This is a genomic window from Streptomyces sp. BHT-5-2 (genome assembly GCF_019774615.1).
GTDB lineage: Bacteria > Actinomycetota > Actinomycetes > Streptomycetales > Streptomycetaceae > Streptomyces.
Genome location: NZ_CP081496.1, coordinates 1,369,464 through 1,386,049, shown reverse-complemented (window position 1 = coordinate 1,386,049; position 16,586 = coordinate 1,369,464). Strand labels below are relative to the sequence as shown.

The 16,586-nt window shown below is 71.8% G+C and carries 13 protein-coding genes; 7 read left to right on the top strand and 6 right to left on the bottom strand.

Annotated elements, in window-relative coordinates; all coding sequences use genetic code 11:
• Positions 1 to 129: 129 nt before the first annotated feature.
• Positions 130 to 1,845, bottom strand: coding sequence for a methionine--tRNA ligase (metG, locus tag K2224_RS06035; RefSeq protein ID WP_221905595.1), 1,716 nt, complete (start codon positions 1,843 to 1,845; stop codon positions 130 to 132).
• 309 nt (positions 1,846 to 2,154) lie between these two features.
• Positions 2,155 to 3,711: a VWA domain-containing protein gene (locus K2224_RS06030; RefSeq protein WP_221905594.1), complete on the bottom strand. Its 1,557-nt coding sequence runs from the start codon at positions 3,709 to 3,711 to the stop codon at positions 2,155 to 2,157.
• Positions 3,712 to 4,462: 751 nt separating this feature from the next.
• Between K2224_RS06030 and K2224_RS06025 the strand changes: the two genes are divergently transcribed.
• Positions 4,463 to 5,734, top strand: coding sequence for an esterase family protein (locus K2224_RS06025; RefSeq protein WP_221905593.1), 1,272 nt, complete (start codon positions 4,463 to 4,465; stop codon positions 5,732 to 5,734).
• A gap of 138 nt (positions 5,735 to 5,872) precedes the next feature.
• Here K2224_RS06025 and K2224_RS06020 read toward each other — a convergent pair whose 3' ends face one another.
• Positions 5,873 to 6,655, bottom strand: a complete 783-nt coding sequence (locus K2224_RS06020) for a polysaccharide deacetylase family protein (protein ID WP_221905592.1) — start codon at positions 6,653 to 6,655, stop codon at positions 5,873 to 5,875.
• A gap of 301 nt (positions 6,656 to 6,956) precedes the next feature.
• Here K2224_RS06020 and K2224_RS06015 point away from each other — a divergent pair, with 301 nt between their 5' ends.
• The 3 genes from K2224_RS06015 to K2224_RS06005 are packed head-to-tail and all read left to right on the top strand — an operon-like array spanning position 6,957 to position 9,345.
• Entirely contained in the window at positions 6,957 to 7,688 is a 732-nt protein-coding gene (locus K2224_RS06015) for an ABC transporter permease (protein WP_221905591.1), read from the top strand.
• Positions 7,685 to 8,359, top strand: coding sequence for an ABC transporter permease (locus K2224_RS06010; protein ID WP_221905590.1), 675 nt, complete (start codon positions 7,685 to 7,687; stop codon positions 8,357 to 8,359). The genes K2224_RS06015 and K2224_RS06010 overlap by 4 nt, the downstream gene beginning before the upstream one ends.
• On the top strand, positions 8,356 to 9,345 hold the full coding sequence (locus K2224_RS06005) for an ABC transporter substrate-binding protein (RefSeq protein ID WP_221905589.1): 990 nt from the start codon (positions 8,356 to 8,358) through the stop codon (positions 9,343 to 9,345). Before K2224_RS06010 ends, K2224_RS06005 begins: the two co-directional genes overlap by 4 nt.
• Before the next feature lie 84 nt (positions 9,346 to 9,429).
• Here K2224_RS06005 and K2224_RS06000 read toward each other — a convergent pair whose 3' ends face one another.
• A complete protein-coding gene (locus K2224_RS06000; RefSeq protein ID WP_221905588.1) occupies positions 9,430 to 10,587 on the bottom strand; it encodes an ABC transporter ATP-binding protein in 1,158 nt (385 codons plus the stop codon).
• A 188-nt stretch (positions 10,588 to 10,775) separates the two neighbouring features.
• Between K2224_RS06000 and K2224_RS05995 the strand changes: the two genes are divergently transcribed.
• Positions 10,776 to 11,717, top strand: coding sequence for an NADP-dependent oxidoreductase (locus tag K2224_RS05995; RefSeq protein WP_260692348.1), 942 nt, complete (start codon positions 10,776 to 10,778; stop codon positions 11,715 to 11,717).
• Positions 11,718 to 11,808: 91 nt separating this feature from the next.
• Here K2224_RS05995 and K2224_RS05990 read toward each other — a convergent pair whose 3' ends face one another.
• Both K2224_RS05990 and K2224_RS05985 read right to left on the bottom strand, forming a co-directional pair.
• Positions 11,809 to 12,819, bottom strand: coding sequence for a hypothetical protein (locus tag K2224_RS05990; RefSeq protein ID WP_221905587.1), 1,011 nt, complete (start codon positions 12,817 to 12,819; stop codon positions 11,809 to 11,811).
• A 117-nt stretch (positions 12,820 to 12,936) separates the two neighbouring features.
• Positions 12,937 to 13,953, bottom strand: a complete 1,017-nt coding sequence (locus K2224_RS05985) for a cation diffusion facilitator family transporter (RefSeq protein WP_221905586.1) — start codon at positions 13,951 to 13,953, stop codon at positions 12,937 to 12,939.
• 467 nt (positions 13,954 to 14,420) lie between these two features.
• Here K2224_RS05985 and cbiE point away from each other — a divergent pair, with 467 nt between their 5' ends.
• Positions 14,421 to 15,734, top strand: coding sequence for a precorrin-6y C5,15-methyltransferase (decarboxylating) subunit CbiE (cbiE, locus tag K2224_RS05980; RefSeq protein WP_221905585.1), 1,314 nt, complete (start codon positions 14,421 to 14,423; stop codon positions 15,732 to 15,734).
• Positions 15,731 to 16,498 carry a precorrin-4 C(11)-methyltransferase gene (gene cobM / locus K2224_RS05975; protein WP_221905584.1) on the top strand — a complete coding sequence of 256 codons (768 nt, stop codon included), beginning with the start codon at positions 15,731 to 15,733 and terminating at the stop codon, positions 16,496 to 16,498. The genes cbiE and cobM overlap by 4 nt, the downstream gene beginning before the upstream one ends.
• Positions 16,499 to 16,586 lie beyond the last annotated feature (88 nt).

The following is a 16,586-nucleotide window of genomic DNA, read 5'->3' as shown; positions in this document are numbered from 1 at the left end:
CCGCGAGGGGGCACCTCCCTGGCCCTCAATGCCTTGGGGGACTTCGCCGTCCGGCCCCATGACGAGGGCGTCCCCGGACCGACCGGTCCGGGGACGCCCTCGTGCTGTTTCAGGTGTGCGCGGCGGGCCTCAGCCCTCGTCGCCGCCGAACCGCTCCCGGTACGCCGCCAGGTCGTCCTCGGTGATCTTGGCGAAGAGCACCGGCGGCACCGTGAACGGCGTCCCGGCGGGCACGGACGCCAGCGCCCGGGCCTCCTCCGGCGAGACCCAGGTGGCGGTGTCGCCCGCCAGCGCGAACGCGCCCCGCATGGCCTTCGCCGACGCCGGGATGAACGGTTCGGAGACCACCGAGTAGAGGTGGATGAGGTTCATCGCGGTCCGCAGCGTCAGCGCCGCCGCGTCCTTGTCCGTCTTGATCTCCAGCCAGGGGGCCTTCTCCTCCAGGTAGGAGTTGCCGGCGCTCCACAAGGCGCGCAGCGAGGCCGCCGCCTTGCGGAACTGCAGCGCCTCCATGTGGCCCTCGTACTCCGCGAGCAGCCCGGCGATCTCCTCGCCCAGCTTCTGCTCGGCGGCCCCGGCGTCGGCGCCGGCCGGCACCTCGTCGCCGAACCGCTTGCGCGAGAACGAGAGCACCCGGTTGACGAAGTTGCCGAGGGTGTCGGCCAGGTCCTTGTTGACCGAGGACGAGAACAGCTCCCAGGTGAAGGAGGTGTCGTCCGACTCCGGGGCGTGCGCCATCAGGAAGTAGCGCCAGTAGTCGGCCGGCAGCAGCTCCAGCGCCGCGTCGGTGAAGATGCCGCGCTGCTGCGACGTGGAGAACTTCCCGCCGTAGTAGTTGAGCCAGTTGAACGCCTTGAGGAAGTCGACCCTCTTCCACGGCTCGCGGGTGCCCAGCTGGGTCGCCGGGAACATCACGCTGTGGAACGGCACGTTGTCCTTGGCCATGAACTCCGTGTAGCGGACGTCGTCGGCCTCGTACCACCACGACTTCCAGTCGCGCTCCTCCGGCGCCTGGTCCGCCCACTCCTTCGTCGAGCCGATGTACTCGATCGGCGCGTCGAACCAGACGTAGAAGACCTTGCCCTCCGCGGCCAGCTCCGGCCACACGTCGGCGGGCACCGGCACGCCCCAGTCCAGGTCGCGGGTGATCGCCCGGTCCTGGAGGCCCTCGGTCAGCCACTTGTGGGCGATGGACGACGCCAGGGTCGGCCACTCCTTGCTGCCGTTGCCCTCCAGCCAGCCCTCGACCTCGTGCTGGAGCTTCGCCTGGAGCAGGAAGAGGTGCTTGGTCTCGCGCACCTCCAGGTCACCACTGCCGCTGATCGCCGAGCGGGCGTCGATCAGGTCCGTCGGGTCCAGGACGCGGGTGCAGTTCTCGCACTGGTCGCCGCGGGCCTTGTCGTAGCCGCAGTGCGGGCAGGTGCCGATGATGTAGCGGTCGGGCAGGAAGCGGCCGTCGGCGTTGGAGTAGACCTGGCGGACGGCACGCTCTTCGATGAAGCCGTTCTCGTGCAGCTTGCGCGCGAAGTGCTGGGTCAGCTCGACGTTCTCCCGCGACGAGCTCCGACCGAAGTGGTCGAACTGCAAACCGAAGCCGTCGTAGATCGCCTTCTGCTTGTCGTGCTGCTCGGCACAGAACTCGGCGACGGACTGCCCGGCGTCCTTCGCCGCCAGCTCGGCGGGCGTGCCGTGCTCGTCGGTCGCGCAGATGTAGAGGACGTCATGACCGCGCTGCCGCAGGTACCGGGCGTACACATCGGCCGGGAGCATGGACCCCACCATGTTGCCCAGGTGCTTGATCCCGTTGATGTACGGAAGGGCGCTGGTGATGAGGTGTCGAGCCATTGCCGGCTGCTCCCAAGTCGCTACGGTGAGTGATGATTTGCTTTACGCAACGTCAATATCGTACTGGACGGGGTGGGTCGCCCCACCCGAGTATTTTCGGTCCCGGAGGCGGCCTGCGAGCGGCGGCTCGCCCCGCTCGTTTCACGTGAAACACGGCCTGCCCCCCTTCTCGTCCTTCATCATGTGCCTGGCCTGCGCCGCCGCCCCGTTTCACGTGAAACGGTCCTTGCGCTGAAGCGCACAGGGAAGAGGCCGCGGCCGAACCCGATCGGTCCGGCCGCGGCCTTGAGGGGTACGAGGCGAGGTGGCTCAGCTGTCCTTGAGGACCTTGGCGGCGCGGGCCTCGGCGAGCCACTCGGGGAACTCCACCATCAGCTGCTGGTAGAGCTCGTCGTGGGAGAGGCCGCGGGGGTCGCGACCGGCGTGGAAGAAGCCGGCGTTGTCGACCGCGCGCTTCTCCGGGACGGTCAGGTCGTCGAGCTTGCGAAGGAAGTCGAAGCCCTTGGCGTCGGGGTCGCCGAAGCCGATGAACTGCCAGAAGATCGGCAGGTCGGCCGCTTCGCACAGGGCCCGCTCGGCGGCCGGCTTGGATGTCGGCGCGCCGTCGGTCTGGAAGATGACGAAGGCGGGGCGGGTGGAGCCCGATGCCTTGTAGTGCTTGACGACGGCCTCGATGGCCCAGTGGTAGTTGGTGCGGCCCATGTGGCCGAGGCCGGAGTGCAGCTCCTCGATGCGGCCCTCGTGGTTGGTGAGGTCCAGGTCGGTGGTGCCGTCCACGTCGGTGGAGAAGAAGACGACCGGGACGGTGGCCTCTTCGTCGAAGTGCGCGGAGAGGGCCAGGGCCTGCTCGGCGAGGTGCTGGACCGTGCCGTCCTTGTAGTAGTTGCGCATCGAGCCGGAGCGGTCGAGAACGAGGTAGACGGTGGCGCGCTGGTCGGTGAGTTGGTGCTTCTCCAGCGTGGCCCGTGCGGCGTTGTAGAGGGGGAGGAGGGCCGGGGCGGCGGCTGCGACCGGGTTGGCCGCGCGGGGAGCGGGAGTCTCGGTCGTTTCGGCGGTCTCCGTGGCCTCGGCGACTGGAGCCGGCTCGGGCTTTGGCCCGGAAGTCGGTTCGGGCTTCGCCTCGTCGTCGGCTGCCGGCGTTTCCTCCGGGGCGCCCGCGCTCTCGGCCGCCTCGGCTGCGTTGGTCTTCTCCGGCGCCTCGGCGGTCTCGGACGACTCCGCCTTCTCCGGCTGGGCGTCCGTCGTCGGCTCGGGGGCAGTGGCCTCTGCCGTGTTCGGTGCCGGGTTGTCGAACGCCTGGCTGACCAGGTCGGCGGCGCTGGCGGGGTCGGTCGGTTCGGAGGTGGCCGGGGCCTGGGCCTCCGCGGCGGGCTCCGACGCGGTCTCGTCCTTCTCGTCCTCTTTCTCTTCCTTGTGGGTGTCCTCGTGGGCTCCCGTGCCCTGGCCCTTCGAGGTCTGTGTGCCCTCGTCGGCGGCCTTCGCGCTGGCGCTCTCCTCGGTGTCCGCGGGACGGGCCACGTCGGTGTCGGTCGTCGGGGCCGTCGCCTCGGGGGCGGGCGCGGGCTCATCCCGTACCGGGGTCTCGACCCGTGCGGGCGCCTCCTCCTTCGCCACGGGCTCCGGCGCGCGCTCAACCGGGCCGCCCTGCGCGGGTACCGAGGCCGTGGCCGGCGCGGGTGTCGGCTCGACGGGCTCGACGGGCGCAGTACGGGCGGCAGGGACCTCGGCTTCGGGGGCCGCGGTGGCCGGTGCCGGGGCGGCTTCCTCGCGAGCCTCCGGGATGGTTGCCGATTCCGGCTTGTCGGCGCTCTTCCGGGCCGCCTTGGAGCGACCGAAAGCGTTGCGCAGCAGACTCCGAATGCCCATCGGCTGACCTCTCTTGCGTGTGGTGGGTGCGGCGAATGTCCGTGAAGCGCGGACATGTCCCTGACCAGGACGGATACGTAAGAGTAGCGGTCGGCGCAGGCTTGATCGTGGGAACCCGCGCCTCGTGTGGTGGGCCATACGGGGTGTTGAGCGGGGGTCTGGTTTCGAGTGGCGCTTCGTCGAACCGGAAAGGGCGGACCGGTCGGTGGAAATGGTGCACGCGGCCTTTACGGAAAAGCCCGATTGATCGCCGGCAAAGAGGGCAGCGTGATCGTTTGTACGGCGGAGCTTGACCCCATGCATGGCGGGGAAGTTGCGTATGGGGTGCCCAAAGTGACGGATAGCGAAATTGTCCTGGATGTCGTTGTGAGGCTGAGGTTCCGGGACTCTTCTGTGTCAACTGGTGAGACGGGGTGGCAAGTTCGGGTCGGTGTGCAGGGCGCGGCGATGTTCCGGGGCGGCCCTGGAGCCGATGAGGGCGTCTTGTCGCCAGTTGTTCATCGGCGCTTCGTTTCACGTGAAACATCCACGTGGTTCCGTCGGTTGTCAGGGACCTCCCGGCCCCTTCGCGCGCATCACGTGAGGGAAACGAACAGGCAAGAGGTCGGTAAGAAGTAAGTCGTGCAGGTATCCGATTCACGGATGTGCCCGTCTTCTCCGGTGACCATTGTCCTGAGCCGCCCGTTGTGCCTCGGGGGGCGGCCGGTGAGAAGGCAAGAACCCTTTCGAGGGTGACGGGAGATGTGGGCGCATGGGGCTGACCAGTCAGTCGCTCGAAATCACGGTGATCGTGCTGGCGGTGGTCTGCGTTGCCGCGACGGTCTGGCTCTGGCCCCGGCTGGCGCGCAACGGGTGGCGCCACGTGCTGGGGAGGCTGGTGGCCATCATGGTCACCCAGGTGTCGATCGTGTCCGCGCTGGCACTGGCCGTGAACACCAACTTCGAGTTCTACGGCAACTGGGACGAGTTGCTGGGCAACAACGACCAGGCCCCGGCTTCGGTGAGCCAGGGTGACGGGCAGTACGCCACGGTCGGCAACATCAAGGGCGGGCTGATCCAGCCCGCCGGCCCCCAGGGGCTCGACCGGGTGACCGGGCTGCCGACGGGCCCGGCCGACAAGGTGGGGAAGGTCGAGTCCGTACGGATCATCGGCCGCCGTACCCGGGCCATCAACCCGGGCTTCGTGTATCTGCCGCCGCAGTACTTCCAGCAGCAGTTCCACCGGCAGCGGTTCCCCGTCATGGTCGTCATCAGCGGCTACCCGGGCGGCATCATGAACCTCGCGCAGCACCTCCAGATCCCGCAGAACGCGGGGCGGTTGATCTCGCAGGGCAAGATGCAGCCGACCGTGATCGTGATGGTGCGGCCGACGATCGCGCCGCCGCGCGACACCGAGTGCGTGGACGTGCCGGGTGGCCCGCAGGCCGAGACGTTCTTCACCAAGGACCTGCCGGACGCCATGAAGTCGGCCTACCGCGTGGGCCACGACCCCAGCGCCTGGGGCGCGTTCGGGTACTCGTCCGGCGGCACCTGCTCGCTCCAGCTGGCGATGCGCAACCCGAATGCGTACACCTCGGCGGTCTCGCTCTCCGGCGACTACTCGATCAAGGACGACCTCACCACCGGCAGCCTCTTCGGCCCCGGTCCGACCGGTGCCCAGCGCCAGCGCGAGCACGATCTGCTGTGGCGGCTGAAGAACCTGCCGGCGCCGCAGGTCTCCGCGCTGGTGGCCAGCAGCCGCCAGGGCGAGTCGGACTACGGCGACACCATGAACTTCATCCATGCGGCGAAGTCGCCGATGAGGGTCGACTCGATCATCCTGCCCCGCGGCAGCCACCAGTTCGGGACCTGGCGGCGGGAGGTCGTACCGGCCCTGGAGTGGCAGAGCCAGCAGCTGACCTTCCCGCAGGACACCGAGCCGGACAAGCCGGCGCCGGGTTCGACGAAGGGCACGTCCAAGGGGCAGGCGCCCGCCGAGGAGCGGTCCCACAAGCGAGTGGAGGCCGAGCGCCCTCAGGGGTGAGGCTGGCGCCATAAGGGCGGAAGCGCGAGGAAGGGGGCACCGGATCGGTCCGGTGCCCCCTTCCTCGTACGGCCGCTTCCCCGGGTGAGGACGCCGCTCCTGCCCCGGCCGGCTTCACCCGCGCCCGACGGACCCGGCTCACGGCCGGTAGACCATCCCCGGTTCCGGCTTCGCCGGGGAGAGCAGCTGGGACACGGTGACGACCGTGTAGCCGCGCTTCTTGAGCTCCTTGAGGATGCCGGGGACGGCCGGCACGGTGCCCTTGTAGATGTCGTGCAGCAGGATGATGCCGTCGCGCTCGGTCTGGTCGAGTACCCGCTTGGTGATCAGGGCTGAGTCGGTGGTCTGGTAGTCCTTGGCGGTCACGCTCCACAGGACCTGCGCCAGGCCGAGTTCCTTGCTGATCCGGGAGACCTCGCGGTCGGTCCGGCCCTGCGGCGGTCGCATCAGGGTGGGCGTCTTGCCGGTGATCCTGCGGACCTCGTCCTGGACGCTGGACAGCTCGCGCTTGACCTCGTCCGGCTTGATGTCGGTGAGGATCTGGTGGGACCAGGTGTGGTTGGCCAGCTCGTGGCCCTCGGCGTCGATCCGCTTCACCTCGGCGGGGCGCTCGGCGATGTGGTTCTTGCCGAGCATGAAGAACGTGGCGTGGGCCTTGTTCTCCTTGAGGATGTCCAGCAGCCGGTTGGTGTTCTCGCTCGGGCCCGCGTCGAAGGTCAGCGCCACGCACTTGGCCTTGCGGCAGTCGACGGCGCCGCTGCCCGCCGCGCCGGCCTTGACGTCGGCCGGGGCGTCGGCCCGCGCGTCGACCGGGGCGGTGACGTCGTACGAGGCGCAGCCGCTGAGCGCCAGGGCCAGGGAGACGGCCGTCAGCAGCCCGGCTGTGGACGAGCGGCGGGCCGCGGTTTTCTGCTTCGGCATCTGAAGGGCTTTCCTGTTCGCTGGGGCCGGCTGCTGTGGCGTTCTCGGCGGTTCTTCCTCGGACCCCTTCGCTCGGGGTGCCGCCCGGGAGCGTGCGCGGCCGGGATTCCGGGCATGGCGAAGCCGACGCGGATCAGCTCATGACTGGCGCGCCGACCGTCTGCCGAACGGACTCCAAGGACTATACACATGGCGTACACACTGCGTGTATAGCCGGGGGTGGGTGTGCCGTGGGGGCGGCGACAGCCCGATCGGGTGCGCCCCGCGCGACACCCCGCGGCGCCCGCGGTGGACTGCTGCTGTGACCGCCCCACCGGACGACTGCCTGGCCCGCAACGACTGGATCTGCGGCGACTACCTGAGCACCCGCCGCCAGATCCTGCTCGACGCGGTCGGCCAGCACGTGCAGCTGACGGTGGTCTCGGTGGGGCTCGGGCTGGTGGTCGCCTTCCCGCTGGCCCTGCTGGCCCGCCGCCGGCGCTGGACGCTCGGGCCGGTCCTCGGCCTCACCACCGTCGTCTACACGATTCCGTCGCTGGCGATGTTCTCGCTGCTGCTGCCGGTCTACGGGCTCTCCGCCACCCTCGTCGTGGTCGGCCTCGCGCTCTACTCCCTCACCCTGCTGGTCCGGAACATCCTCGCCGGGCTGGACGGTGTCCCGGCCGGCGCCAAGGAGGCCGCCCGCGGCATGGGCTACGGCCCGATGCGGCAACTGCTGACCGTGGAACTGCCGCTGGCGGTGCCCGCCGCCATGGCCGGCCTGCGCATTGCCACGGTCTCCACGGTCGCGCTGACCACCGTTGGCGCCATCGTCGGCTACGGCGGACTGGGCAACCTCATCTATGCGGGCATGAACGCCTACTTCAAGGCGCAGGTGCTGACCGCGTCCGTGCTCTGCGTGCTCATCGCGGTCGCCTTCGACCTGCTGTTGCTCGGCGCGGAACGGCTGCTCACCCCCTGGCGGCGGGCCGGGCGGAGCCCGCGGTCGGCCCGCGGGAGCAGGCCGCTCGCCGCCTCCGGACGGCGGGCATGAGCACCCTCGCCGCGGTCTGGGCCTGGCTGACCACCGCCGCCAACTGGTCCGGCGAGAACGGCGTCTGGCACCGGCTCGCCCAGCACGCCGCGCTCACCTTCGCCTGCCTGGTCATCAGCGCCCTCATCGCCCTGCCGATCGCGCTGACCCTCGGGCACCTGGGCCGCGGTGGCGTGCTCGCGGTCAACCTGGCCAACGTCGGCCGCGCGGTGCCGACCTTCGCGGTCCTCGTCCTGCTCCTGCTGACCCCGATCGGGCGGAACGGCCAGTGGCCGACGGTCATCGCGCTGGTGTTGTTCGCCGTGCCGCCGCTGCTGACCAACGCCTATGTCGGCATGCGCGAGGTGGACCAGGACGTGGTCCGGGCCGCGCGGGGCATGGGGATGACCGGGGTGCAACTGGTGTGGTGGGTGGAGGCGCCGCTCGCCCTGCCGCTGGTGCTGACCGGGGTGCGGATCGCCGCCGTGCAGCTCGTCGCCACCGCCACACTGGCCGCGCTGGTGGGCGGCGGCGGACTCGGCCGCATCATCACCGCCGGCTTCAACCTCGCCAGCACCCCGCAGGTGGTGGCCGGCGCGGTGGTGGTCGCGGTGTTCGCGCTGCTGATGGAGGCGCTGTTCGAGCTGGTGCAGCGGTTCGCGCCGGCCCGGGCGCGCGGGCGGCACCGGTGAGGGCGCTCCGCACGGCCCCGCTGCGCGCGGTCCACCGTGGCGTGTGGGGCGTCCTTGCCGTCCCGGCCGCGCTGGCCGGCCTCGTCTCCTGCACCGGCGGGCCGTCGCTGGAGCACCGTGGCGCAGTCACCGCCTCGCCCGGCGACAGCCGCGACCTCGCCATCGGCTCGGCCGGCTTCACCGAGAGCGAGCTGCTCGCCCAGATGTACGCGGCGCTGCTCCGCCAGGCCGGCTATCGCACCCGCGTCCTCACCGTCGGCAACCGCGAGCTGTACGAACCCGCGCTGGAGGCCGGTCAGATCGACGTCGTACCGGAATACGCCGCCACCTTCGCGGACTGGCTCAACGCCAAGAAGCACGGCCCCGAAGCCGCCCCGGTCGCCTCCCCCGACCTCGCCACCACCATGGCCGCGCTGCGCCGGCTCACCGCCCCGCGCGGTCTGACCGTGCTCCCGGCGGGCCGGGCCGTCGACCAGAACGCCTTCGCGGTGCGCGCCTCCTACGCCGCCGAACACCGGCTGCGCACCCTCAGCGACCTGGGCCGCGCCGGGCTCCCGGTGCGGTTGGCGGCGGGGGACGAGTGCGTCCAGCGGCCGTTCTGCGCACCGGGGCTGCGGAAGACATACGGCATCGACATCACCGCCGTGGACCCCAAGGGCGTCGGCACCACGCCCGCGAAACAGGCCGTCCAGAACGGCCAGGACCAGATGGTGCTGACCACCAGCACGGACGCCACGCTCGACCAGTTCGGACTGGTCGTCCTCGCCGACGACCGGAAACTCCAGAACGCCGACTACGTCGTCCCCGTCGTCCATCGCGCCAGGGCCGGAGGGCCCCGCCCGGCCGCCGCACTGGACCGCCTCAACCGCGTACTGACCACCGAAGACCTGGCCCGACTCAACGAACAGGTCGACAGCTGGCGTCGGCTCGCCTCGGACGTGGCCCACAACTACCTCGTGTCCAAGGGCCTGTTGAAGAGGAGCTGACGACGCCCGGGCGACGTTTCACGTGAAACACCGCTCCCTTAGCGTCGTTTCACGTGAAACAGCACGCTCACCCCGTGCCCCGCCTCATTCCGTCGGGACCGAATCCACCTCCGGCCGCCCCCGCGACACGCCGCGCTGCTCCGGTGCGATGGTGCGGCGCAGCGCCTCGTGCAGTGCCGTCGGGGTCAGCACGCCCAGAAACCGCTGCTCGTCCAGGACCGCGATCCAGCCTGCGTCGTGCTTGAGCATTTCGCTGAACGCGGCCTTGAGGGTCCCGGACGCGGGGATCCACGCCTCCATCCGCCGGGCGTGGTCGGCAACGGTTCCGCCTGCACCCGCCAGGCTCTCGGTGCCCACCCAGCCGTGCAGCGCCCCGTCCGCGTCCAGTACCACCGCCCAGCGCGCGCCCTCGGCACGCAGCCGGGACACCGCGTCCGCGGCCGGCTCGGCGAGCCGGGCGAACGGCGGGCGCTCCAGGTCCGCGCGGTCGATGGGAGTGACCGAGAGTTGCTTCAACGCCCGGTCCGCACCCACGAATTCGGCGACATAGGGAGTGGCGGGGGCGCCGAGCACCCGCGCCGGGGTGTCGAACTGCTCGATCCGGCCGGTGCCGTAGACCGCGATCCGGTCGCCGAGCCGGATGGCCTCCTCGATGTCATGGGTGACCAGCAGCACGGTCTTGTGCATGGTGGCCTGGAGCCGCAGGAACTCCGTCTGGAGGCGGTCCCGGACGACCGGGTCGACGGCACCGAACGGCTCGTCCATCAGCAGCACCGGCGGATCGGCCGCCAGCGCCCGGGCCACCCCGACCCGCTGGCGCTGGCCGCCGGACAACTGGTCGGGATAGCGCGAGCCGTAGACGCCGGGGTCCAGGCCGACCAGATCAAGGAGTTCGGCGGCCCGCTCGCGCGCCCTGGCCTTCTTCCAGCCGGACAGGTACGGCACGGTCGCGGTGTTGTCGAGGACGGTGCGGTGCGGGAAGAGGCCGGTCTGCTGGATGACATAGCCGATCCGGCGGCGCAGCCGGACCGGGTCGACACCGGAGACGTCCGCGCCGTCGACGAGGATCCGGCCGCCGGTGGGGTCGATGAGCCGGTTCACCATCATCATGGTCGTCGTCTTGCCGCACCCGGACGGTCCGACCAGGGTGACCAGCTCACCTTCCTCGACCTCGAAGGACAGGTCGTCGACGGCGGTGGTCCCGTCCGGGTAGCGCTTGGTGACCGACTCGAACCGGATCATTGCGCCATTGAATCCCGCGGCCCCGCACTGGTCCCGTCATGCGGGCAATCGAGTGGGCAAAGTGAACGGCGACGGGGGCCGTACGAGTTGCTTCCGGGGCACCGCCTCCCGTCCTGCCGCGCCGGGCCCGACCGCCGTGCTTACGATCCACCCGGCCGCCTCCTCGAAAGGGTGGAAGGAAACGCCACATGAGAGCCGTAGCAGTCAACGCCTTCGGTGCGGACCCGCAGCTCATGGAGCTGCCGCAGCCTGAACCGGGGCCCGGCGAGGTCCTGGTGCGGCTGGCCGCCGCCGGGCTCAATCCCGTGGACTGGAAGCTCGCCGACGGGGCGTTCGGGGATGCCGTCCAGGCCGTCTTTCCCCTGGTTCTGGGCGCGGACGGGGCGGGCGAGGTGGTCGCGGTCGGCAGCGGCATCCGGCGGTTCACCGTGGGTGACCCGGTGTTCGGCCAGTTCCAGCTGCCGGAGCGGGGCGGTGGTTCGTACGCCGAGTTCGCCGTGGCCAAGGAGGACGCCATCGCGCTGGCCGCCCGCAGCGTCACCTACGCGACCTCCGCGGCCGTGCCCACCGCCGGGATGACCGCGTACAACCTGGTGGAGGAGACCCGGATCGGCGAGGGCCGGCAGGTGCTGGTCGTCGGCGCGACCGGCGGGGTCGGCACCTTCGTCACCCAGCTCGCGGCCGGCCGCGGCGCCGAGGTGATCGCCACCGCCCGCCCGTCCAAGGCGGAGCTGATGCGGACGCTGGGCGCCGCGGAGACCGTCGATCACACCGCGGGCCCGGTCGCCGACCAGGTGCTGGCCGCCCACCCGGACGGGGTGGACGTGCTGATCGACATGGTCAGCGACGCCAAGGGATTCGTCGACCTGACCCGGACCGTACGGGACGGCGGGGTGGCGGTCTCGTTGATCGGCTCGGCCGATGCCGATGTGCTCACCGAGCACAACCTGCGCGGCTTCAACTTCGTCAACCGCCCCTCCCCGCAGCTCCTGGAGATCCTCGCGGGGCACCTCGACGCGGGCCGCCTCACCGTCCTCGTGGGCCTCGAAGTCCCCCTGGAGGAGGCCCCGGAGGCCCTGGCGGCCAGCCGCACCGGGCGAGCACAGGGGAAGACCGTCCTGGCGATCTGAGCACGGCCCGCCTCGGCCACCGGGCGGGCCGTTGCCATGGGGGCCGCCGCCCCGGCCTGCGGGGACGTGTTCGCCGTGTCGTCGTGGGACGCTACCGGCGCGGCCGGCCGACGACGACGCGGTGCGGACGGTCCAAGGCCGTCCGGCGACGGGGACGGGCGGTGAGCGGAGCCGCCGCGGCGAGGGCGGCGGTGGCTGTCGCGGTGCCGATCACCGTCCACGCACCCGAGCGCAGGGGTGCCATCAGGGCGGCCGTGTAGGCGTCGGCGGCCGGACGGGAGACCGCGGCGGGCAGGGCGTCCAGGAGCCGGCTGCGGAGCAACGCCAGCGCCGCCGCCAGGAGGGCGCAGGTCACCGCGCAGCCCGCCGCGGCGCAGACCAGCGCCCTCTGCCGGCGCCGGCTCAGCAGCAGGCCGCCCAGGAGGCAGAGCGCGGAGGCGGGCGGCAGCAGCAGCGCTGCACGCCGCGCGGCCTGGAAGCCGGCCCGCAGCCGGGGCACATCGGGGGATTTCAGCAGCACGATCGAGACGCCGGTGGGCGGCACCTTGCGGACGATGTCGAGGCCCAGCCCGTTGCCGGACAACTGGTGCCGGACCCGCTCGATGACCGGCGAGAGGTCGAGGGCGACGGGGGCGTCGCCGGACGCCGCCAGCGAGCCGTCCAGAGCCCGGTGGGCGGTGCGGTGCACCCCGGTCCAGACCGCGGGGAAGGTCCGGCCGGTGACGACCTGACGGACCTGTTTGTCGACGAACTCGCGGATGCCGCGGGTGAACTTCCGCCGCAGCGCGGGCCGTTCGGCCCGGGGCACCGCCTTGAGCAGGCCGTCCAGCCGGACATGGGGCATCACACCGTTGGTGACGTCGTCGACGATGGCGTTCTGGACGGCGGGGTCCCGGGCGAGCGGGGCGACGGCGGCCACATAGCGGTCGGTGTCGGTGAGTTCGGTGCGGGCCCAGACGGCGGCCAGGCTCAGCGGCAGCAGCAGCGTTCCGAGTACCAGCAGCGCCGCTCCGGCCGACGAGCGGCCGCGGCCCGCGCGTCGGGGCGGGCAGCGTGCCGGTGCCACCCGGTCGTCGGCGCGTGCGGGTGCACTCGCTGACATGCGTCCCGGTCCTTCCTGAAAGCGGCGATGGCTGCCACGCTCCAGGCAAGTCGGTTCGGCGGCGGGCCGCGACCGGGGCTGGTACCAGCGGGTGAACGGGGCCCGACGGCGGTCGGGTCAGTGGTGGTGCGGGCCCGGACGGTGCACGGGACCGTGGGAGTCGTCGCAGTGGCCGCCGGAGGGTTGCTCGGGACCGGGACCGGGCCCCAGCGTCAGCAGCTCGTCCTCGTCCTGTTCGCCGAGGTGGTCGACCTGGAGGGTGGCGTGGGTGATGCCGTACTCGCCGCGCAGCAGCGCCTGGAGGTTGCGGCGGACCTTGTGGCAGTCGCCGCCCGGTGCGACCAGGATGTGTGCGGACAGCGCGGGCTGCCCCGAGGTGATCTGCCAGATGTGCAGGTCATGGACCTCGACGACCTGGTCGGCGGCGACGAGGTGATCGCCCAGCGCGTCCGGGTCGATCCCGGCCGGGGCGGCCTCCATGAAGATCCGTCCGGATTCCCGCACCAGCCCCGTCCCGGCCTTCAGCATCAGCGCGACGACGACGAGCGAGGCGATCGCGTCGGCCCGCTCGAAGCCCGTGGTCAGCACGACGAGACCGGAGATCGCGGTGGCGATGAAGCCGAACAGGTCGGTGAGGATGTGCTGGTAGGCGCCCTCGATGTTCAGGCTGGAGCGGTTCGCCTTCGACAGGAACCAGGTGCAGATCAGGTTGATCACGACACCGGACAGCGCGGTGATCACCACCAGCCCGCCGGTGACCGCGGGCGGGGAGATCAGCCGCTGCACCGCCTCGTAGGCCAGCCAGACGGAGAGCACGAGCAGCGTGATGCCGTTGGCCTGCGCGGAGAGGATCTCGGCGCGCTTGAGGCCGTAGGTGTAGCCGCCCCGTGCGGGCTTCGCGGCCAGCCGCATCGCGACCAGGGCCAGCACGATCGAGACCGCGTCGGTGAGCATATGGGCGGCGTCCGAGATCAGCGCCAGCGACTGGGCCAGGACACCGATGACGACCTCGACCGCCATGTAGGCGGTGAGCAGGATGAGCGCGGCCCGCAGCCAGCGCCGATCGGCGTCCGGGGACACGGCATGGGAGTGGCTGTGCGCATGGCTGTGCCCACTGTGGGCGTGCTCGGTCATGGGCGCGCTCCTTTCTGGCTCCACCTTGCTCCTCGCAGCGAAGCAAACCGCACTTCGGCAAAAGATCCAAAGGCTGCACCGGTGACCGTTGTCATTACCGTCCAACGGGCTATCGCCCCTGGTCAGAGCGGTGCGGGGTGGGAAGGCGTCCGGAGTGGGTCGCCCGGTCGGTCGGGGCGCCCCACCCGTCGTTTCACGTGAAACGACAGGCTTCATGCGAAACGGGGCCGGGCGCCCGACACCCTCGGGCGGTCCGCGGCGACCGCAGCGGACGGTCTGCTGCGTGACGGCTCTCGGCCCGCCGTGCCAGCGGCGTGCCCGGCCAGGTGGTGCCATGCGCCGGGACGTGCCGGGGCACGTGGCCCTCCCCGGGAGCCGGGGCCGTGCGGCCGGTCAGTAGAGTTCGGCACCCGTCCCCGGACGCCCCCGACCTCCGTTTCGTCCCTTCGCGCCCCGAGGTGCCCGCCGTGACTGCCCCGCTTCCGCTCTCCGTCGTAGGTATCGGGGCCGACGGCTGGGACGGGTTGTCGCCGGCCGCGCGACGGGAGCTGGGCGCGGCCGAGGTGCTGATCGGCGGGGCACGGCAGTTGACGCTGCTGCCCGCGGAGTGCGCGGGCGAACGGGTGCCGTGGCCCTCGCCGCTGCGGCCGGCCGTGCCCGGGCTGCTCGCCGCGCACGCCGGCCGCAGGGTCTGCGTGCTGGCCAGCGGGGACCCGATGTTCTACGGGATCGGGCGGACGCTGACCGAGGTGATGGCGGCGGACGCCGCGGTACGGCGGCCGCTGCGGGTGGTGCCGCATCCGTCCTCCGTGGCGTACGCCTGCGCCCGGTTGGGCTGGGCCGTGGAGGACACCGAGGTCGTCACGCTCGTCGGGCGGCCCGCGGAGAACCTGGTGCGGGCGCTGTACGACGGGCGGCGGGTGCTGGTGCTGTCGGCCGGCGCCGGGACACCCGCCGAGGTGGCGGAGCTGCTGCGGGTCCGCGGCTTCGGGCCGAGCCGGATGCGGGTACTGGAACAACTCGGCGGCGCCCACGAGCGGATCGCCGAGGGCACCGCGGAGGACTGGGACGTGTCGCCCGGTGACCCGCTCAACGTGATCGCGCTGGACTGCGTGCGGGCGCCGGACGCACCGCGGCTGCCGGTCGTACCCGGACTCCCCGACGACGCCTACGAGCACGACGGCCAGCTGACCAAGCGTCATGTCCGGGCCGCCACGCTGGCCGCGCTCGCCCCCGAGCCGGGCGAACTCCTCTGGGACATCGGCGGCGGCTCCGGCTCCATCGCCGTCGAATGGCTGCGCGCACACCGCAGTTGTCAGGCGGTCAGCCTCGAACGGGACGCCGTGCGGGCGGCCCGGATTGGCCGCAACGCGCGGGCGCTCGGCGTGCCGGCGCTGCGCGTGGTGCACGGCGCCGCGCCCGCCGCGCTGGCCGGACTGCCGACGCCGGACGCGGTGTTCATCGGCGGTGGCCTGACCGCCCCCGGGCTGCTGGACGCCTGCTGGGACGCGCTCCCCCCGGGCGGCCGGCTCGTCGCCAACACCGTGACGCTGGAGTCGGAGGCGCTGCTGACCGAGTGGTACCGGCGCCACGGCGGCGAGTTGGTGCGGCTCGCGGTCGCCCACGCGGTGCCGGTCGGCGGCTTCACGGGCTGGCGGCAGGCCATGCCGGTCACCCAGTGGTCGGCGGTGAAACCCGCGCGGTCCGGCCCGCGGGGGACCACCGTGACGCCCCGCTCCCAGGACCCCTCGCAACCCCTCCCAGGAGACCGACAGCCATGACCGTCTACTTCATCGGTGCGGGCCCCGGCGCCGCCGACCTGATCACCCTGCGCGGCGCCCGCACCCTCGCCGCCTGCGGGGTGTGCCTCTACGCGGGCAGCCTGGTGCCGCGCGAACTGCTCGCCGAGTGCCCGCCGGGTGCCCGGCTGGTCGACACCGCGCAGCTGGACCTGGACGCGATCACGGCGGAGCTGGTCCGGGCCCACGAGGAGGGCCAGGACGTCGCCCGGCTGCACTCCGGCGACCCGTCCGTCTTCAGCGCGGTGGCCGAGCAGATGCGTCGCCTGGATGCGGCGGGGGTGCCGTACGAGGTCGTGCCCGGTGTGCCGGCGTTCGCCGCGGCGGCGGCCGCCCTCAAGCGCGAGCTGACCGTGCCCACCGTCGGCCAGACTGTCATCCTCACCCGTGTCGCGCAGCGGGCCACGCCGATGCCCGACGGCGAGGACCTGGCCACCCTGGGCCGCAGTGGCGCGCTGCTGGTGCTGCACCTCGCCGCGATGTACGTGGACCGGATCGTGGACGAACTGCTGCCCCACTACGGCGCCGACTGCCCGGCCGCGGTCGTGGCGATGGCCTCCCGCCCCGACGAACTCGTCCTGCGCGGCACGCTCGGCGACATCGCCGGCCAGGTGAAGGCCGCGGGCGTGGTGCGGACCGCGGTGATCTTGGTCGGCCGCACGTTGGGCGCCGAGCAGTTCCGTGACAGCCACCTCTACTCGTCGGAGCGCGAGCGGCCGCACGCACCGTGCGACGGCGGTGCCTGAGGGGCCGTCAAGGATCGGCGTGCACCGGGCCTGTCCGGCTGAATTGTATGACCGCATCGGGGTGAAAGTCCGTTTTTACGATCCCGGA